12 protein-coding genes are annotated in these 16,574 nt (G+C 73.0%); 8 read left to right on the top strand and 4 right to left on the bottom strand.

Annotated elements, in window-relative coordinates:
* Positions 1-35 precede the first annotated feature (35 nt).
* Together BX283_RS07260 and paaK are read right to left on the bottom strand one after the other, a co-directional pair.
* Positions 36-2,435, bottom strand: a complete 2,400-nt coding sequence (locus tag BX283_RS07260) for a penicillin acylase family protein (RefSeq protein WP_101392199.1) — start codon at positions 2,433-2,435, stop codon at positions 36-38.
* 273 nt (positions 2,436-2,708) lie between these two features.
* Positions 2,709-4,010 carry a phenylacetate--CoA ligase PaaK gene (gene paaK / locus BX283_RS07255; RefSeq protein WP_101386823.1) on the bottom strand — a complete coding sequence of 434 codons (1,302 nt, stop codon included), beginning with the start codon at positions 4,008-4,010 and terminating at the stop codon, positions 2,709-2,711.
* 286 nt (positions 4,011-4,296) lie between these two features.
* Here paaK and BX283_RS07250 point away from each other — a divergent pair, with 286 nt between their 5' ends.
* Positions 4,297-5,112 (top strand): alpha/beta fold hydrolase, encoded by an 816-nt coding sequence (locus BX283_RS07250; RefSeq protein ID WP_373979148.1) that lies wholly within the window; start codon positions 4,297-4,299, stop codon positions 5,110-5,112.
* Between the two features lie 19 nt (positions 5,113-5,131).
* Here BX283_RS07250 and BX283_RS07245 read toward each other — a convergent pair whose 3' ends face one another.
* The gene (locus tag BX283_RS07245) at positions 5,132-6,760 is read right to left on the bottom strand and encodes an acyl-CoA synthetase (RefSeq protein WP_101386821.1); all 1,629 of its coding nucleotides are present in this window, start codon (positions 6,758-6,760) and stop codon (positions 5,132-5,134) included.
* A gap of 165 nt (positions 6,761-6,925) precedes the next feature.
* On the opposite strand from BX283_RS07245, the gene BX283_RS07240 reads away from it, so the two are divergent.
* The 6 genes from BX283_RS07240 (at position 6,926) to BX283_RS07215 (ending at position 12,249) form a co-directional block, all read left to right on the top strand.
* Positions 6,926-7,726, top strand: coding sequence for a crotonase/enoyl-CoA hydratase family protein (locus tag BX283_RS07240; protein WP_101386820.1), 801 nt, complete (start codon positions 6,926-6,928; stop codon positions 7,724-7,726).
* Positions 7,727-7,849: 123 nt separating this feature from the next.
* Positions 7,850-8,794: a Zn-ribbon domain-containing OB-fold protein gene (locus BX283_RS07235; protein ID WP_101386819.1), complete on the top strand. Its 945-nt coding sequence runs from the start codon at positions 7,850-7,852 to the stop codon at positions 8,792-8,794.
* Positions 8,794-9,882 carry a thiolase domain-containing protein gene (locus BX283_RS07230; RefSeq protein ID WP_101386818.1) on the top strand — a complete coding sequence of 363 codons (1,089 nt, stop codon included), beginning with the start codon at positions 8,794-8,796 and terminating at the stop codon, positions 9,880-9,882. Before BX283_RS07235 ends, BX283_RS07230 begins: the two co-directional genes overlap by 1 nt.
* On the top strand, positions 9,879-11,045 hold the full coding sequence (locus BX283_RS07225) for a thiolase domain-containing protein (RefSeq protein WP_101386817.1): 1,167 nt from the start codon (positions 9,879-9,881) through the stop codon (positions 11,043-11,045). Before BX283_RS07230 ends, BX283_RS07225 begins: the two co-directional genes overlap by 4 nt.
* Before the next feature lie 173 nt (positions 11,046-11,218).
* Positions 11,219-11,458: a DUF397 domain-containing protein gene (locus tag BX283_RS07220; protein ID WP_101386816.1), complete on the top strand. Its 240-nt coding sequence runs from the start codon at positions 11,219-11,221 to the stop codon at positions 11,456-11,458.
* Positions 11,459-11,607: 149 nt separating this feature from the next.
* Entirely contained in the window at positions 11,608-12,249 is a 642-nt protein-coding gene (locus BX283_RS07215; protein WP_101386815.1) for an ABATE domain-containing protein, read from the top strand.
* A 40-nt stretch (positions 12,250-12,289) separates the two neighbouring features.
* On the opposite strand, the gene BX283_RS07210 is transcribed toward BX283_RS07215, so the two are convergent.
* Positions 12,290-13,351, bottom strand: a complete 1,062-nt coding sequence (locus BX283_RS07210) for an isoafricanol synthase (RefSeq protein ID WP_101386814.1) — start codon at positions 13,349-13,351, stop codon at positions 12,290-12,292.
* Between the two features lie 259 nt (positions 13,352-13,610).
* On the opposite strand from BX283_RS07210, the gene BX283_RS07205 reads away from it, so the two are divergent.
* Positions 13,611-16,532, top strand: a complete 2,922-nt coding sequence (locus tag BX283_RS07205; RefSeq protein ID WP_101392198.1) for an AAA family ATPase — start codon at positions 13,611-13,613, stop codon at positions 16,530-16,532.
* Positions 16,533-16,574: the final 42 nt, after the last annotated feature.

Here is a 16,574-nt window from a genome sequence, read left to right as displayed (position 1 = left end):
TGCGCGGCCCGCCCCGACGGCGGGCCGCGCGGACGTCAGCCGTGCTCGCGCACCTTCACGACCCGCAGGGCGGGCGAGGAGCGGATGTCCCGCTCGCAGAAGCGCGAGGTGACCCAGCGCTGCCGCGAGTAGAGCTTCGTCTGGTCGCTGTGGTGCGGGGAGAGGACGTTCTCCGACTGGGAGTACGTCAGGAGGGTGCGGGCGACCGGGCACCTGCCGCCGTCCCAGCCGACCGCCTGGATGTGGCTGGATCCGGTGGACACTTCGGTGTAGCCGCCGGCCGGGTCCCAGATCCCCTCCACCTTGTTCCAGATGCCGAGGGCCTCCGTCCCGCCCGAGACGGGCAGGCGCTTGCCGTCGCGCACCACGTACTGGTGGTCGCCCAGCGCCGAGTCGAGCGGGATGCCGGCCGCGCGCAGCTCGCCCACCGCGTCGGCGAGCGCCCGGCCGACGCCGGGCGAGGCGGTGTTGAGGGTGTTCGGTGTGTGCACCGGGTCGGCGGCGGAGAACGGCACCTTCCACAGCTCGGCCGCCGGGACCGTCGCCGTCAGCCTGCGCCAGTAGCGGTCGAAGAGCAGCGCGCCCCGGCTCCTGGCGTCGACCGTACGGTCCCAGCGGGCCAGCACCGCGCACGCCGCGGACACGTCGACGGCCTTGCCGGTGCTGTCCGTCGCGGTGCCGCCCGGCAGCGCGGCGCAGGCCTTGGCCGTGTCGGCCGCCGCCAGGTACCCGGCGGGCGCCCGGTCGGCGAACTCCTGGCGCTGGAGGTCGGCGACGGTGAGCCGGCCCTTCGCGGCCATCGCCGAGACGTCCTCGACGGCGCCGCGCGTGCGCAGCGAGCGCGGCGTGCCGAGGGTGCCGAAGATCCGCTCGTAACCGGTCAGCGGGTGGTCGGCGTTGGTCAGCCAGGCGCTGTCGTTGGAGTTCTCGGCGTACGCGGCGTCCTTGAGCAGCGGCATCCGGGCGGGCCCGAAGACCCCGGCCTGGACCGCGTCCGGGTCCGAGCCGAGGGCGCAGTCGCCGCGCGAACCGTCGAGCACGGCCACCCCCGACGCCGGGTAGAGCGCCTTGCCCAGCGGGGTCGAGCAGCGCGCGGCCAGCTCGTCGGTGATCCGGGGGAGCACCTGCGACTGGGTGAACAGGGAGTGCCCCCGGGAGTCGGCGGCCACCGTGTTGACCCAGGGCAGGCCCTGGGTGCGGCGCAGCGACGCGAGGACGTCGTCGGTGCCGCGCGCCTTGGAGAAGCCCAGACCGGTGTCGGCGGCGCGAAGATTGAGGGCGTTGGGGTCGTTCAGCGCGAACGCCGTGGTCCGGGACCAGGGCAGCGGCACCGACGGGCCGAGCGCGGTGACCACCGGCCCGTACCGCGTCCACCACTGGGTGCGCGTCACCGGCGCGCCGCCCCGCACCGGGACCGTCACCGTGCGCCGGATCATGCGCTGCGACGTGCCGTCCACGAGGTACGCCGTCGGGTCGGCCGGGTCGAGGGTCAGCTGGTGGAGGTTGAGCGTGACGCCGGTGGCGACCGTGTGGCTCCAGGCCACCTTGTCGTTGAAGCCGATGCTCACGGTCGGCGTGCCGAGCAGGGCCGCGCCCGACACGTTGAGCTCGCCGGGGATGGTCTGCTGCATCTGCCAGAAGCGGCGGCCGCCGTGCCAGGGGTAGTGCGGGTTGCCGAGCAGCAGACCGCGCCCGTTGGCGGTGGCGGCGCCGCTGAAGGCGACGGCGTTGGAGCCCATGTCGGCCTGGTCGGCGGCGAACAGCCGCTCGGCCGCCTTCGCACTGGAGGCGGGATCGGGCGCGGTGGGCGTGGACGCGGCGGCCGGCGGCTGCGCGGCGGTGATGCCGTCGGTGACGCGCCCCTGCCCGCCGAGCACGGATATCGCGAAGCCGCGCGCGGCCACGTCGACGACGGTCACCGGGCGCACCCAGGCGGCGCCCTTACAGGCGGGGTCGGTGATGCGATGCTGCTTCAGCCAGGCGTTGTAGCCCGCCGCCCAGCCGCGCATCAGCTCCTTCGACTGGTGGCTCGGCCCGGTGGGCTCGGGGGTGGCCAGGAGTTTCCCGACCGTGCCGGAGTCGCGTACCGAGGTGAAGTACAGGTCGCTGGAGAGGTTCTTGGCGGCGGCGGAGAGCGAGCCGTCGGGAGCCGCGTCCGGGCCGAACCACTTCGACCGCTCCCCGCGCAGCGTGACGAAACCGTCGGCGAGGGTGCACACCTGGTCGGCCGCCTGGGCGTAGCCGGTGCCGAAGCCGAGGTCGGTGTAGTCCTCGGCGAGGATGTGCGGGATGCCGTACTCGGTGTACCGGATGACGGCGGACAGACCGCCCCCGGAGGGGTGGTGCTCGCGGTCGTCGGACGCGGCCGAGGCCGTCGGGGACAGCGACGCGGAGGCGGTCAGCAGGGCGATGCCGAGCACCGCTAGACGCCTGATCGGGGTACGGGCCCGGGCATGGGTGCGGTCGGCGGCGCGGCTGCGGGCGCCGGTGCGGAGAGCCAATGTTCCTCCCAACTCAGTGGGTGACACAGGTGGTTGCTCATGGCACACGAAGTGCCGCCAGCCACTCAGTCAGCCCGGCGCACGCCTGTCAACACTCCCGCCCGGCCCGCAGGGCGCTGACGTGCGCGTGGCTCGCAGGGTGCCGACGTAGCCCCGGCCCGCAGGGCCCTGGCTCACCCCCGTCCGCCGCCCCCCGGACTCACGCGCTCACGCCCCACCCGCAGGCCCCCGGCGCAGATCCACGATCCGTTTGAACTTGCCCACCGACCGCTCGATGGTCTCGGGGTCGACGACCTCCACCGCCACCGAGACCCCGATGCCGTCCTTCACCGCCGCGACGATCGACCGCGCGGCCGCGTCACGCTGCTCGGGCGGGGTGTCGGCGCGCGCCTCCACCCGTACCGTCAGCGCGTCCAGCCTGCCCTCCTTGGTGAGCCGCAGCTGGAAGTGCGGGGCGAGGCCGGGTGTGCGCAGCACGATCTCCTCGATCTGGGTGGGGAACAGGTTCACCCCGCGCAGGATCACCAGGTCGTCGCTGCGGCCGGTCACCTTCTCCATCCGCCGGAAGACCCGTGCCGAGCCCGGCAGCAGCCGGGTCAGATCCCGCGTCCGGTAGCGGATCACGGGCATGGCCTCCTTGGTCAGCGAGGTGAAGACCAGCTCGCCCCGCTCGCCCTCGGGCAGCACCTCGCCGGTGAGCGGGTCGACGACCTCCGGATAGAAGTGGTCCTCCCAGATGTGCAGCCCGTCCTTGGTCTCCACGCACTCCTGTGCCACACCGGGCCCGATCACCTCCGAGAGCCCGTAGATGTCGACCGCGTCGATGGCGAAGCGCTCCTCGATCTCGCGGCGCATCTCCTCCGTCCACGGCTCGGCGCCGAAGATCCCGACCTTCAGCGAGGTCGAGCGGGGATCGACGCCCTGCCGCTCGAACTCGTCGAGGAGTGTGAGCATGTACGAGGGGGTCACCATGATGATCTCGGGACGGAAGTCCTGGATCAGCTGGACCTGGCGGGCCGTCATGCCGCCGGACGCGGGGATCACCGTACAGCCGAGCCGCTCCGCCCCGTAGTGCGCGCCCAGACCGCCCGTGAACAGCCCGTATCCGTACGCCACATGCACCTTGTGGCCGGGGCGGCCGCCCGCCGCGCGGATCGAGCGGGCCACCACGTCCGCCCAGGTGTCCAGGTCGCGCTCGGTGTAGCCGACCACCGTGGGGCGGCCGGTGGTCCCGCTGGAGGCGTGGATACGGCGGACCTCGGAGTCGGGGACCGCGAACATCCCGAACGGGTAGTGGTCGCGCAGATCCGCCTTGGTGGTGAACGGGAAGCGGGCGAGGTCCGCGAGCGAACGGCAGTCCTGTGGCCGGATCCCCGCCTTGTCGAACGCCTCCCGGTAGAAACCCACGTTGTCGTACGCATGGCGCAGCGAAGCTCTCAGCCGGTCCAGCTGGAGCGCCTCCAGCTCCGCCCGGCTCAGCCGTTCCGCCGCGTCCAGCAGGGGTTCCATGGCCGCTCCCGTCCTCGCCGCCCTCGCCGGTCGTCACTCCGCCCGAAATCGGACGACCGATCATTCGGTAGATCTGTTCGGGTTCAGTAATCCAGCCACCCGACCGCACCGTCAAGGCCTGTGGACAACGCGCTTCACCGAGCCGTCCGCGCTGCCGACCACGTTGCCGACCACGCTGTCATCCCTGTGCCGTCGCCGATGCCGCCCCCGCTCTCGTCCCCACTGCCGTTCGCGCTGTCGGCGAAATCCCTTGGCCCGGTCACCATGGCCTGTGAAGATCACCGGCATGCCGAAGTTCACCGAATACGACGGGACCGGACCCGCCCACCACCTGACGGGGGCGGGGAAGTCACCGGCCATGGCCGACGCGTACGACGGCGACTTCGCCCGTATGGTCGCCGCCTTCCTGACGCCCGGCGTCCAGAGTGTGAGGACCGTCTCCGGCATCCGGCTCGCCTACCGGACCTGGGGCGACGCCTGCGCCCCGCCCGTCGTGCTCGCGCACGGGCGCGGCGGATCGGGCGCGCACTGGACGGAAGTGGCCGAACGGCTCGCCGCGACGCGTCGGGTGTACGCGGTCGACCTGCGCGGCCACGGCCTCAGCGACTGGCCCGGCCGCTACTCGTTCGAGGGCTTCCGCGACGACCTGCGCGGCTTTGTCGACGCGCTCGGCCTGGCCGGCGCCGATCTGATAGGCCACTCCATGGGCGGCGCGGCCGCGCTGCTGCTCGCCCAGGACGCGCCCGAGCTGATCGGGCGGCTGGTCCTGGAGGAGGCGCCCGTGTTCGTACCGCTGGATCCGCCGCGCCGGTTCATGGCGCGGCCGGACGAGGAGCTCGCGTTCGACTGGCCGGTGGTCACCGACACCAATGCCCAGCTCAACGCGCCCGACCCGGCCTGGCGTGAGCGGCTCGCCGAGCTCGCCGTACCGACCCTGCTGATCGCGGGCGACGCGACCAGCGAGATCGTGGACCAGGCGAGCGTCGCCGAGATGGCCGCCCGCATCCCCGGCTCCCGCCTCGTCACCATCGACGGCGGCCACTCGGTCCACACGGCCCGGCCGGACGAATTCGTCGCAGAACTGCGGGACTTCGGGATCTGAGTGCCTGTCTTTGAACAGGTCACCCGGCGGGGGAGTCGGCCCCCGCCGCCACCGCCCGCGCCCAGCGGTAGTCCGCCTTGCCGCTCGGGGAGCGCTGGATGCTCGGGGCGATCACCAGCTGGCGCGGCACCTTGTACCCCGCGAGCCGGGTGCGGCAGTGGCTCTGGATGTCGTCGAGGGTCGGCTCCTCGGCGCCCTCGCGCAGCTGCACCACGGCCGCCACATGGTTGCCCCAGGTGGCGTCCGGCACCCCGGCGACCAGCGCGTCGTACACGTCCGGATGGGACTTGAGCGCCTGCTCGACCTCCTCCGGATACACCTTCTCGCCACCGGTGTTGATGCACTGCGAGCCCCGCCCGAGGACCGTGACGATGCCGTCCTCGTCGACCGTGGCCATGTCGCCGAGCAGCACCCAGCGCTCGTCGCCCCGCTGGAAGAACGTCTCGGCGGTCTTCGCCGGGTCGTTGTAGTAGCCGAGTGGCACATGGCCGCGCTGGGCGATCCGGCCGGGCTCCCCGGGCTTCACCGGCTCGTGTGTCGCCGGGTCGACCACTGCCGTACGGGAGTTGACGCGCAGCCGGAAGCCCTTGTCGGGGCCGGAGTCGTCGGTGGCGGTGCCGTTGAAGCCGGACTCGGACGAGCCGAAGTTGTTGAGCAGCATCGCGGTCGGCACCAGCGCGCTGAACTGGGCGCGGACCGTCTCCGACATGATCGCTCCGGAGGACGAGACGCTGAACAGGGACGAGCAGTCGGTGCCCTTCATCGGGCCGTTGAGGGCGTCGATGAGGGGGCGCAGCATCGCGTCCCCGACCAGCGAGACGCTGGTGACCTTCTCCTTCTCGATCGTCCGCAGCACCTCCTCGGGCACGAACTTGCGGTGGATCACCACGCGCTGGCCGAAGTTGAAGCCGATGAACGCGGTGAGCGTGGAGGTGCCGTGCATCAGCGGGGGAGTGGGGAAGAAGGTGATGCCCTCGCCGCCCGCCGCGACCCGCTCGGCCAGCTCCTCGGGGCGCGCGACCGGCTCGCCCGTGGGTGCGCCGCCGCCGAGCCCGGAGAAGAACAGGTCCTCCTGGCGCCACATCACGCCCTTGGGCATGCCCGTGGTGCCGCCGGTGTAGATGATGAAGAGGTCGTCGGGCGAGCGGGGTGCGAATCCCCGCTCCTCGGACCCGGCCGCCTCGGCCTCGGCGAACGGCACCGTGTCCAGCGCGGGCGCGCCCCGCGGCGGTTCCCCCACCCGTACGAGGTGGCGCAGCTTCTCGGTGTGCGGCAGCGCGCCCGCCACCCGCTCGGTGAACTCCGCGTCGAAGACCAGCGCCGCCAGATCGGCGTCCCGGTAGAGATAGACCAACTCGTCTTCGACGTAGCGGTAGTTGACGTTGACCGGGACGATCCGCGCCTTGAGGCAGCCGAGCACGGTCTGGAGGTATTCGACGCCGTTGTACAGATGGAGGCCCAGGTGCTCGCCCGGCTCGATACCGCTGTCGATCAGGTGGTGGGCGATCCGGTTGGCGGCCGCGTCCAGCCGCGCGTAGGTGAGCCGGCGCTCGGCGCCCGTGCCCGGGTGGTCGAGGTGGACCAGTGCCTCGCGGTCGGGGACCACGTCGACGACCGACTCGAACAGGTCGGCAAGGTTGTACTCCACCGCTCCTCCTGACCCCGGCGCCATCCGTGTGGCCGTCATCAGAGCAGAGCCGACCACAACTGTGAAGAGCCCCCGGCGAAAGAATCTGACTGCCTGTCAGAAAACTATTGAACTGCGTCCCCGGCTCCTGCAACCTGTTCCAGTCCGACGACGGGAGGCATGCGCATGGGTGGCACCGAACACCTCACCGTGCGGCGCGAGGGCGCCACACTCGTACTGACGCTCAACCGGCCGGAGGCCAGGAACGCGCTCTCGCTGTCGATGCTGGTCGGCCTCTACGACGGCTGGCTGGAGGCCGATGCCGACGACGGGGTCCGCTCGGTCGTCCTCACCGGCGCCGGCGGCGCGTTCTGCGCGGGCATGGACCTCAAGGCCCTGGCGGGCAAGGGGATGGAGGGCGAGCGGTACCGGGACCGCCTCAAGGCCGACCCGGATCTGCACTGGAAGGCGATGCTGCGCCACCACCGCCCCCGCAAACCCGTGATCGCGGCCGTCGAGGGCCCCTGTGTGGCGGGCGGCACCGAGATCCTCCAGGGTACCGACATCCGGGTGGCGGGCGAGAGCGCCACCTTCGGGCTCTTCGAGGTCCGGCGCGGCCTGTTCCCGATCGGCGGTTCGACCGTCCGGCTCCAGCGCCAGATCCCGCGCACGCACGCCCTGGAGATGCTCCTCACCGGGCGGGCCTACAGCGCGGCCGAGGCGCGGGACATCGGGCTCGTCGGGCGGGTGGTGCCCGACGGCACCGCGCTTGAGCAGGCGCTCGCCCTCGCCGAGCAGATCAACGCCTGCGGACCGCTCGCCGTCGAGGCGGTCAAGGCCTCGGTGTACGAGACGGCGGAGATGACCGAGACCGAGGGGCTCGCCGCCGAACTCAAGCGCGGCTGGCCGGTCTTCGACACCGCCGACGCCAAGGAAGGCGCCCGCGCCTTCGCCGAGAAGCGCCCGCCCGTCTACCGGCGCGCTTGACGCTCCGCTGGAAGTGCGGTGATGCGACCGCGGGCCGTCTGTGGCTGATCGCGCAGTTCCCCGCGCCTCTGAAGGGGCGCGGCCCTGGAGCTCCAAGTTGACGCACTCAAGAAGGAATTATCGATGCCCGAAGTCCTCAGCGCCCCCCTGGTGGTCGAGTTCCCGTTCACCCGCTCGCTCGGCCCGGTCCAGAGCGCCTTCCTCACCGGGCTGCGCGAGCGGACCGTCCTCGGTGTGCGGACGGTCGACGGCCGCACGCTGGTGCCGCCCGTCGAGTACGACCCCGCCACCGCCGAAGAGCTCCGCGACCTCGTCGAGGTCGCCGCCACCGGCACCGTCACCACCTGGGCCTGGAACCCGTCCCCGCGCCGGGGCCAGCCGCTGGAGCGCCCCTTCGCCTGGGTCCTGGTACGGCTCGACGGCGCCGACACCGCGCTGCTGCACGCCCTGGACGCGCCGGGCCCCGACGCCGTGCGGACCGGGATGCGGGTGCGTGTGCGGTGGGCGCCGGAACGCGTCGGCGCGATCACCGACATCGCGTGCTTCGAACCGTACGAGAGCGAGGAGGCGGGTCAACCCGCCCCGCACACCGGCGAGTTCACCGACCCCGTCACCGGGATCGTCGCCCCTGCCCGGCTCGACTACACCTACAGCCCGGGCCGCGCCCAGGCCGGGTACATCGAGGCCCTGGCCGACCGCCGCACCGTCGGCGAGCGCTGCCCGGCGTGCCGCAAGGTGTACGTGCCGCCGCGCGGGGCCTGCCCCACCTGCGGGGTCGCCACCGACGAGCGGGTGGAGGTGGGCCCGGCGGGCACCGTCACCACGTACTGCATCGTCAACATCAAAGCGAAGAACCTCGACATCGAAGTGCCGTACGTCTACGCGCACATCGCCCTCGACGGCGCCGACCTCGCCCTGCACGGCCGGATCGGCGGCATCCCCTATGACCAGGTGCGAATGGGGCTGCGGGTCGAGCCGGTGTGGAGCGAGGGCGGCCGCCACCCCGACCACTACCGGCCCACCGGGGAGCCCGACGCCGACTACGACACGTACAAGGAGCTGATCTGATGGGCCCCGCACGGGATGTGGCCGTCGTCGCCTTCGCGCAGAGCGACCACCGGCGCCGCACGGACGAGCTCTCCGAGGTCGAGATGCTGATGCCGGTGCTGCACGAGGTGCTCGACCGGACGGGCCTGAAGACCAGCGACATCGGCTTCACCTGCTCGGGCTCCTCCGACTACCTCGCGGGCCGCGCCTTCTCCTTCACCATGGCCCTCGACGGCGTGGGCGCCTGGCCGCCGATCGCCGAGTCGCACGTCGAGATGGACGGCGCCTGGGCGCTCTACGAGGCCTGGGTGAAGATCCTCACCGGGGAGGCCGACACGGCGCTCGTCTACTCGTACGGCAAGTCCTCGCCCGGCGAGGTCCGTGACGTACTGACACGCCAGCTCGACCCGTACTACCTGGCACCCCTGTGGCCCGACTCCGTCGCGCTGGCCGCGCTCCAGGCGCAGGCGCTGATCGACGCGGGCGACACCGACGAGCCCGCGCTCGCCGCGATCGCGGCCCGCAGCCGGGACTCCGCCGCCGCCAACCCCCACGCCCAGGTGCGCGGTTCACGGCCCCAGGGCGACTATCTGGTACGCCCGCTGCGCACCGGCGACTGCCCGCCGGTCGGGGACGGGGCCGCCGCCGTGATCCTCGCCGCCGGGGACGCCGCGCGCGGGCTGTGCGAGCGGCCCGCCTGGATCCGGGGCATGGACCACCGCATCGAGGCGCACGGCCTGGGCGTGCGCGACCTCACCGACTCGCCGTCGGCCCGGCTCGCCGCCGAGCGCGCGGGCGCCTTCGAGCTCCCCCATGGCCTGAAGGGCACGGGAGGTGCCCCCACCGTCGACACCGCCGAACTGCACGCCCCCTTCAGCTCGCAGGAAGTGGTGCTGCGCAAGGCGCTGCGGCTGGACGGCACGGTACGGGTCAACCCGTCCGGGGGAGCGCTGGCCGCCAACCCCGTGATGGCCGCCGGTCTGATCCGTATCGGTGAGGCGGCCGCCGCGATCCACCGGGGCGAGTCCGACCGGGCGCTGGCTCATGCCACCTCGGGGCCGTGCCTCCAGCAGAACCTCGTCGCCGTCCTGGAGGGGGAGCCGTCGTGAGCAAGGAACCCGTGGCCGTCGTCGGAATCGGCCAGACCAAGCACGTCGCCGCCCGGCACGACGTCTCGATCGCCGGACTGGTCCGCGAGGCCGCCCAACGCGCTCTGAAGGACGCCGAGTTGGGGTGGGCGGACATCGACGCGGTCGTCATCGGCAAGGCCCCCGACTTCTTCGAGGGCCTGATGATGCCGGAGCTGTACCTCGCCGACGCGCTCGGCGCCGTCGGCAAGCCCATGCTGCGGGTGCACACGGCCGGTTCCGTCGGCGGCTCGACCGCGCTGGTCGCCGCGAACCTGGTGGCCGCCCGGGTCCACGGCACGGTCCTGACCCTGGCCTTCGAGAAGCAGTCCGAGTCCAACGCCATGTGGGGCCTGTCGCTGCCGATCCCCTTCCAGCAGCCGCTGCTCGCCGGGGCGGGCGGCTTCTTCGCGCCGCATGTGCGCGCGTACATGCGGCGCACCGGCGCCCCCGACACGGTGGGTTCGCTCGTCGCCTACAAGGACCGGCGCAACGCGCTCCTGAACCCGTACGCGCATCTGCACGAGCGGGACATCACCCTGGAGAAGGTGCAGGCGTCCCCGATGCTCTGGGACCCGATCCGCTACTCGGAGACGTGCCCCTCCTCCGACGGCGCGTGCGCGATGGTCCTCACCGGCCGCGCGGGGGCGGCCCGTTCGCCGCATCCGCCCGCCTGGGTGCACGGCGGCGCGATGCGCAGCGAGCCCACGCTCTTCGCGGGCAAGGACTTCGTCTCCCCGCAGGCGGGCAAGGACTGCGCCGCCGACGTCTACCGGCAGGCGGGGATCGCCGACCCGCGCCGCGAGATCGACGCCGTCGAGATGTACGTGCCGTTCTCCTGGTACGAGCCCATGTGGCTGGAGAACCTGGGGTTCGCGGCGGAGGGCGAGGGTTGGAAGCTCACCGAGTCGGGCGTCACCGAGCTCGGCGGGGACCTCCCGGTGAATCCGTCGGGCGGGGTGCTCTCCACCAACCCCATCGGCGCCTCCGGCATGATCCGCTTCGCCGAGGCGGCCCTCCAGGTGCGGGGCCGGGCCGGCGAGCACCAGGTGGAGGGGGCCCGCAGGGCGCTCGGGCACGCCTACGGCGGCGGCTCGCAGTTCTTCTCCATGTGGCTGGTCGGCTCCGAGCCGCCGAGCCGATAGGGCCGGTCCGGTCGATCGGGGCGGCCCCGGCGCGGGGTGCGGGCGGCCGGTCGCCGGGGGCGTACGGGCCGACGTGGAGGGCGGGCCGCGGTACTCCTTCCGTGGCCTGTCCGGGACCGGACGCGATCGCTAGTCTGGCCCCCGGACGACAGGGAACCGGGAGGAGCAGGGACGTGGCCGAGAGCACCACCCAGCAGACCCTTGTGGGCTGGGACAAGCCGGATCTCGATCTCAGCAAGGCCGACTGGAGGTCGAGCAGCCAAGGGACGGGAGACGTCCAGATCGCGTTCGTCGAGGGGTTCATCGCGATGCGCAACGGGGGCCGCCCGGGCAGCCCCTCGCTGATCTTCAGCCCCGCCGAGTGGCGGGCCTTCGTGCTGAACGCGCGCGACGGGGAGTTCGACCTCACCTGAAAGACCGGCCGGACGGCTTCGCCCCGGCCGATCGCGGGCGTCCGCGCACCCGCCCGGCCCACGGGCCGGGCGGGGCCGGAGCGCGAAGACCAGCCGCGCCCGGATGCCGCCCCCGTCTAACGTTTGCCGCCGTGGTTACCATTAGCCGCATGGCCGACCACTCCCTCGTCCTCGCGCTCGCCCTCACCGTCCGGCACGACGGCCACGGCGGGGTCGCCGACGACCTGAGCGGGCCGGAGGGGCTGACCGCGTGGGTGCGCGAGCACGCGGCGGCGCTGGAACCGGACGCGGACATGTGCGCGGAGGCAGGTACGGACGGCTCCGCGGCGGACGCCTTCACCGCCGACGAGGAGGCCCTCGCGGCGGTGCGCGCCCTGCGGGCCGCCGTGCGCGCCCTCTTCGCCCGCGCGGTACGGCCCGACCCGCCGAGCCCCGCCGACGCCCAGCGGCTGCTCCCCGCCGGGATGGCCCTGGAAGTGCTCAACTCGGCGGCGGGCGCGGTCCCCACCGCGCCCCGCCTGGAATGGCCCGAGGGCCGCGACCCGTACGCCGTCCACCGCGGCACCGGCGCCCCCGACGCCGTCACGGCGCTCTGCGCCGCGCTCGCCCGCGCCGCCGTCGACTTCCTGGCCGGGCCCGACCGGGAGAAGCTGCGGGCCTGCCACGCGCCCCGGTGCGTGCGGTACTTCCTCAAGGAGCACCCGCGCCAGGAGTGGTGCAGGCCCTCCTGCGGCAACCGCGCCCGGGTCGCCCGCCACCAGCGGCGCCATCGGCTCCACGCCGAGCCGTAGGACTCCACGCCGAGCCGTGGGGCCGGCCGCCGCGGCGGCGTCAGGCCTCCAGCGCGTCCGCCTCGTCGAAGAGGTGCGCCCAGGGCCGCTGACCCCGGCCCGCGGCCTCGACGCCCGTCCTGCTGTACCGGGCCGTCGTGCGCGACCACGCCAGATTGCCGCTCATCAGCGCCCGCATGCCCGCCACATAGTCGTCGACCTGGGCACGCAGCTGGCCCGAGACCCCGGCGCACGCGAGCGCCTCGGTCAGCTCCACCGCGAGCGTCTGGAAGCGCTCCACACGGGAGTTGGCCAGCCGGGCCACCTCACGGGCGGCCCGGTCCACCGAGAGGCCGGACCCCTTGTGCAGGATGATCACGCTGTTGTTGACGTCCCCGGCGGCCAGCTCCTTGTCCACCGACACGATGTCGTTGACGAAGATCACCACATCGGCGGTGATCCAGCGCATCTCGGCCAGCGGGCTGCCGCGGTGCAGCTCGTCGGGGAGCGTGTACCGGCCGCACCGCTCGACGAGATCCAGACAGGGCTGTACGCCGATGGAGTCGCGGCGGCCGCGCAGGAACCCGGGCAGCGACGGCGGCCCGGTGCGGGTGCGGTTGATGGCCTCCCAGTGATAGGCCGTCAGATACTCCCGCCAGTGCTCCCGGAAGCGCTCCTGCCACAGCCGCGGGGTGCCGTCGCACAGCCGCTTCCACAACTCCGCGAGCGTGCCCGCGAGATGGTTGGTCGGATCGCCCGGCGCCGGGCCGCGGTCGCTCATCGTGCGCAGCATGATGTCGATCTGCCGGGCCACCGCGTCCGGCTGCCGGCCGATCGGGCCGTCGAACTGGTCGTCGAACACGAAGAACCAGGCGTTGAGGTCGGTCGCCAGCGCGAGGTCCGAGTCCGTGGCGTCCGGATAGAAGTACGCCATCAGACGTTCGAGCCCCATCGCGTCGTACTCGTCCGTGGCGCACTGGCCCGACAGCATCCCGAACCGGTGAAGCCAGTCGAGGGTGTGCTGACGTGCGACGGCGTGGCGCGGATGGCAGCGGGCGCGGAACGGGATGTCGACGAGCCCTGTGCGGTCGTGCGTCGGCGGTGAGCCTGCCGGGGATGACATCGCTCCGCCTCCTCTGCGCCGAAGGGTGAGCAGCCTTGGGCGGAGCTGCTGTCCGGAAAGCTCATAGTGCGCCCGTGGCCGGAACCGCACAAGCGGCGTGTGGGCCGGTGCTTTGCGCCCCCTGAATAGACGTCAACCCCCCAGCAGATCCATACGAGTTAGTCAAGCCGGGTTTGCAAGACGGTCACATCGGTGTCACGGTGCGTGTCCGAAAGCGTAGGCTCGGCCCTACTGTCAAAAGGGGACGGTTGTGGCGGACATGAAAGGCCGGCGGACCAGTGGTGCGCGCAGGCGGCTGTTCGAGCGGGAGAATGAACTCCTGCTCCTCGAAGGCATGTTGGACGACCTGTGCGGCGCGGGCGCCGAGGGGAACACGGGCGCGTCGAGCGGCGGGCTGCTCGCCGTCTCGGGAGCGGCCGGGCTCGGCAAGACGAGTCTGCTCGCCGAGGTCCGCAGGGAGGCCGTCGCCCGCGGCTGCACCCTGCTGACGGCCCGCGGCGGCGAGCAGGAGCAGCGCGTGGCCTTCCACGTGGTGCGCCAACTGGTGCAGCCCGTGCTGGCCTCGGCCGGCGAGAGCGAACACCGGCGGATACTCGGAACCTGGTACGACATCGTGGCTCCCGCGGTCGGCCTGGTCGCCCTGCCGGGCGGCTCGCCGGACCCGCAGGGCGTGCGCGACGGCCTCGACTGGCTGGTGACCCGGTTCTCGGTCGAGCACACGCCGGTCGTGCTCATCGTCGACGACGCGCACTGGGCGGACGACGAATCCCTCACCTGGCTGAGCTCGTTCGCGCTGCGCGCCGCCGAGCTGCCGATCCTGATCGTGGTGGCCTACCGGCCGGAGGAACTGCCCGCGCAGGCCAGCGAGTTCCGCAGGCTCGCCGAGCGGCACGGCTCGCGGCCGGTCACGCTGGCACCGCTCTCCCCGCACGGCGTGGGCAGGCTCGTCCACGAGGTGCTGCAGAACGGCGCCGACGACCTGTTCTCCCGCGAGTGCTGGGCGCTGACGGGCGGCAACCCGTTCGAGGCGGTCGAACTGATCGCCAAGATCCGCGAGCGGAACATCAAGCCCCACTACGCCAACGCCGCCGAGCTGCGGGAGCTCGCCTCCCTGGCGCGCGGCAGCGGACTCGTCGAGCGCCTGGAGCGGCTCGGCCCCTCGCCGGTCAGGCTGGCCTGGGCCGTCGCCATCCTGGGCACCGCGGTCGACCCGCACATGGCGAGCAGCGTGGGCGGACTGGGCGCCGAGGAGTCCGTCGACGCGATCCAGCGGCTGCGCGAGGCCCGCATCCTGGCCGACCGCGCGGGCGACTCCGACCGGCTGGACTTCTTCCACCCGCTGGTCGGTACGGCCGTCTACCGCGCCATTCCGCCCGCGATGCGGGTGGCGATGCACGGCCAGGCAGCGGTCTGCGTCACCGAGGCGGGCCTCGGCCCCACGGTCGCCGCCCGCCACCTCCTGGAGATGCATCCCGAGGACGACCGCTGGGCGGTCCAGCAGCTCAGGGCCGCCGCGCGCGAGTGCATGCGGGCCGGTGCGCCCGAGGCCGCCCGGCGCTGTCTGGCCCGCGCCCTGCGCGAACCGCCCTCCCTGGAGGAGCGGGCCGAGGTGCTGTTCGAGCTCGGCTGCTCGGCGCTCCTGAACGAACCGGCCACCACGGTCAACCACCTCCAGGCGGCCCTGGAGGAACCGGAGCTCGCCCCCGCCCTGCGCGAGGCCATCACCTACCGGCTCGCCCAGGCGCTGGCGCACACCGACCGGATGGGCGAGGCGGCCGAGCTGGTCGCCGTCGAGGGCCGCACCTCCACCAACCCCCGCACCCGGCTGCGCATGCAGGCCGAGGGCTTCAAGTGGAACGCGTTCCGGGCCGACGAGGAGGACTCGGCAGCCCGCTCCCGCAGGCTGGCCCGCCTCGCCGACCACCTCACCACCCGGGGTATGGCCGAGCGCTACATCCTGGGGCTGCGCGCCTGGGACGCCATGGTCCGCGGCGAGCCCGCCGCCGTCGCGCTCTCCTACGCGGAGGAGGCACTGGGCGACGGGCTCTCCTGGACCGACGAGGACTGGGGCTTCGAGGTCCCCGTCATGGTCGCGCTCACCTTCATGTACTGCGACCAGCCGGGCCGCGCGGACGAGCTGTTCAGCAGGGGCATCGCGGAGTGCGAGAACCGCGGCTGGCGCGGCGCCCACCTCTCGTTCGGCCTCACCCTGCTCGGGTACATCCGGTTCTGCCGCGGCCGCCTCGCCGAGGCCGAGGACCTGGTCCACGGCGGGCTGCGGATCGCCGACCGGGTCGGCCAGCGCATCCCGGCCCAGTGGTTCGCCCTCGGCATCCTGATCGAGATCCTGCTGGCCAGGGGCCGGGTGGACGAGGCACAGGACCTGTCCGACCGGTACAACTACGGCCAGGTCGTCCCCAACGCCGTCGTCTACCCCGACTCCGAGACCGTCTACAGCGAGCTGCTGCTCGCCCGCGGTCTGCGCAGCGACGCCGAGCAGCGGCTGCGCGCGGTCGGCCGGCGTCTGGACCGCAGGGGCATGCGCAACCCGGCGTGGTGTCCCTGGCGGCCGCTGCTCGCCGAGGCGCTGGCCCAGGCGGATCCGGCGGAGGCCCAGAAGGTGGCCGACGAGGGCGTCGAGCTGGCCCGCCGGTTCGGCACCGCGGGCGCCATCGGCCGGGCCCTGCACTCCGCCGCCAAGGTGGCCACCGGCGCGAAGAGCCTCAAGCTCCTCGCGGAGGCGGTGCACCACCTGGAGCGCTCGCCCTCCGCGTACGAGCTGTCCTGCGCGCTGGTCGACCACGGCACGGCGCTCAGCCGGGCCGGGCTGCACCAGGACGCCTCGGAGCTGCTCATCCGGGGCATGGAGAGCGCGGTGGTGTGCGGCGCCGACGCGCTGGCGGCCCGGGCGCGCGACGAGCTGGCCGCGTCGGGGCTGCGCCCGCTGCGGCTGCGTGCGGTGGGCACGGACTCGCTCACCGCACAGGAGAAGACGGTGGCCGACCGGGCGGCGCGGGGCTGGGAGAACACCCGCATCGCGGAGGAGCTGGGCATCCGGGAGCGGGCCGTCGAACTGCTGCTCTCGGGCGTCTTCCGCAAGATCGGCACCGATCTGGCCGGGCTGCCGGAGCTGCTGCGGCACGCCGAGAACCGCCCGGCCCCGGGGCTGCCGCCGCGCTGAACCGTCGGTCGTGGGCCGGGGCCCGTCGCGGTGCCCCGGCCA

This window comes from Streptomyces sp. TLI_146, from assembly GCF_002846415.1.
GTDB lineage: Bacteria > Actinomycetota > Actinomycetes > Streptomycetales > Streptomycetaceae > Streptomyces.
The sequence above is the reverse complement of the archived record's forward strand: the minus strand, read 5'-3'. Positions and strand labels throughout refer to the sequence as shown.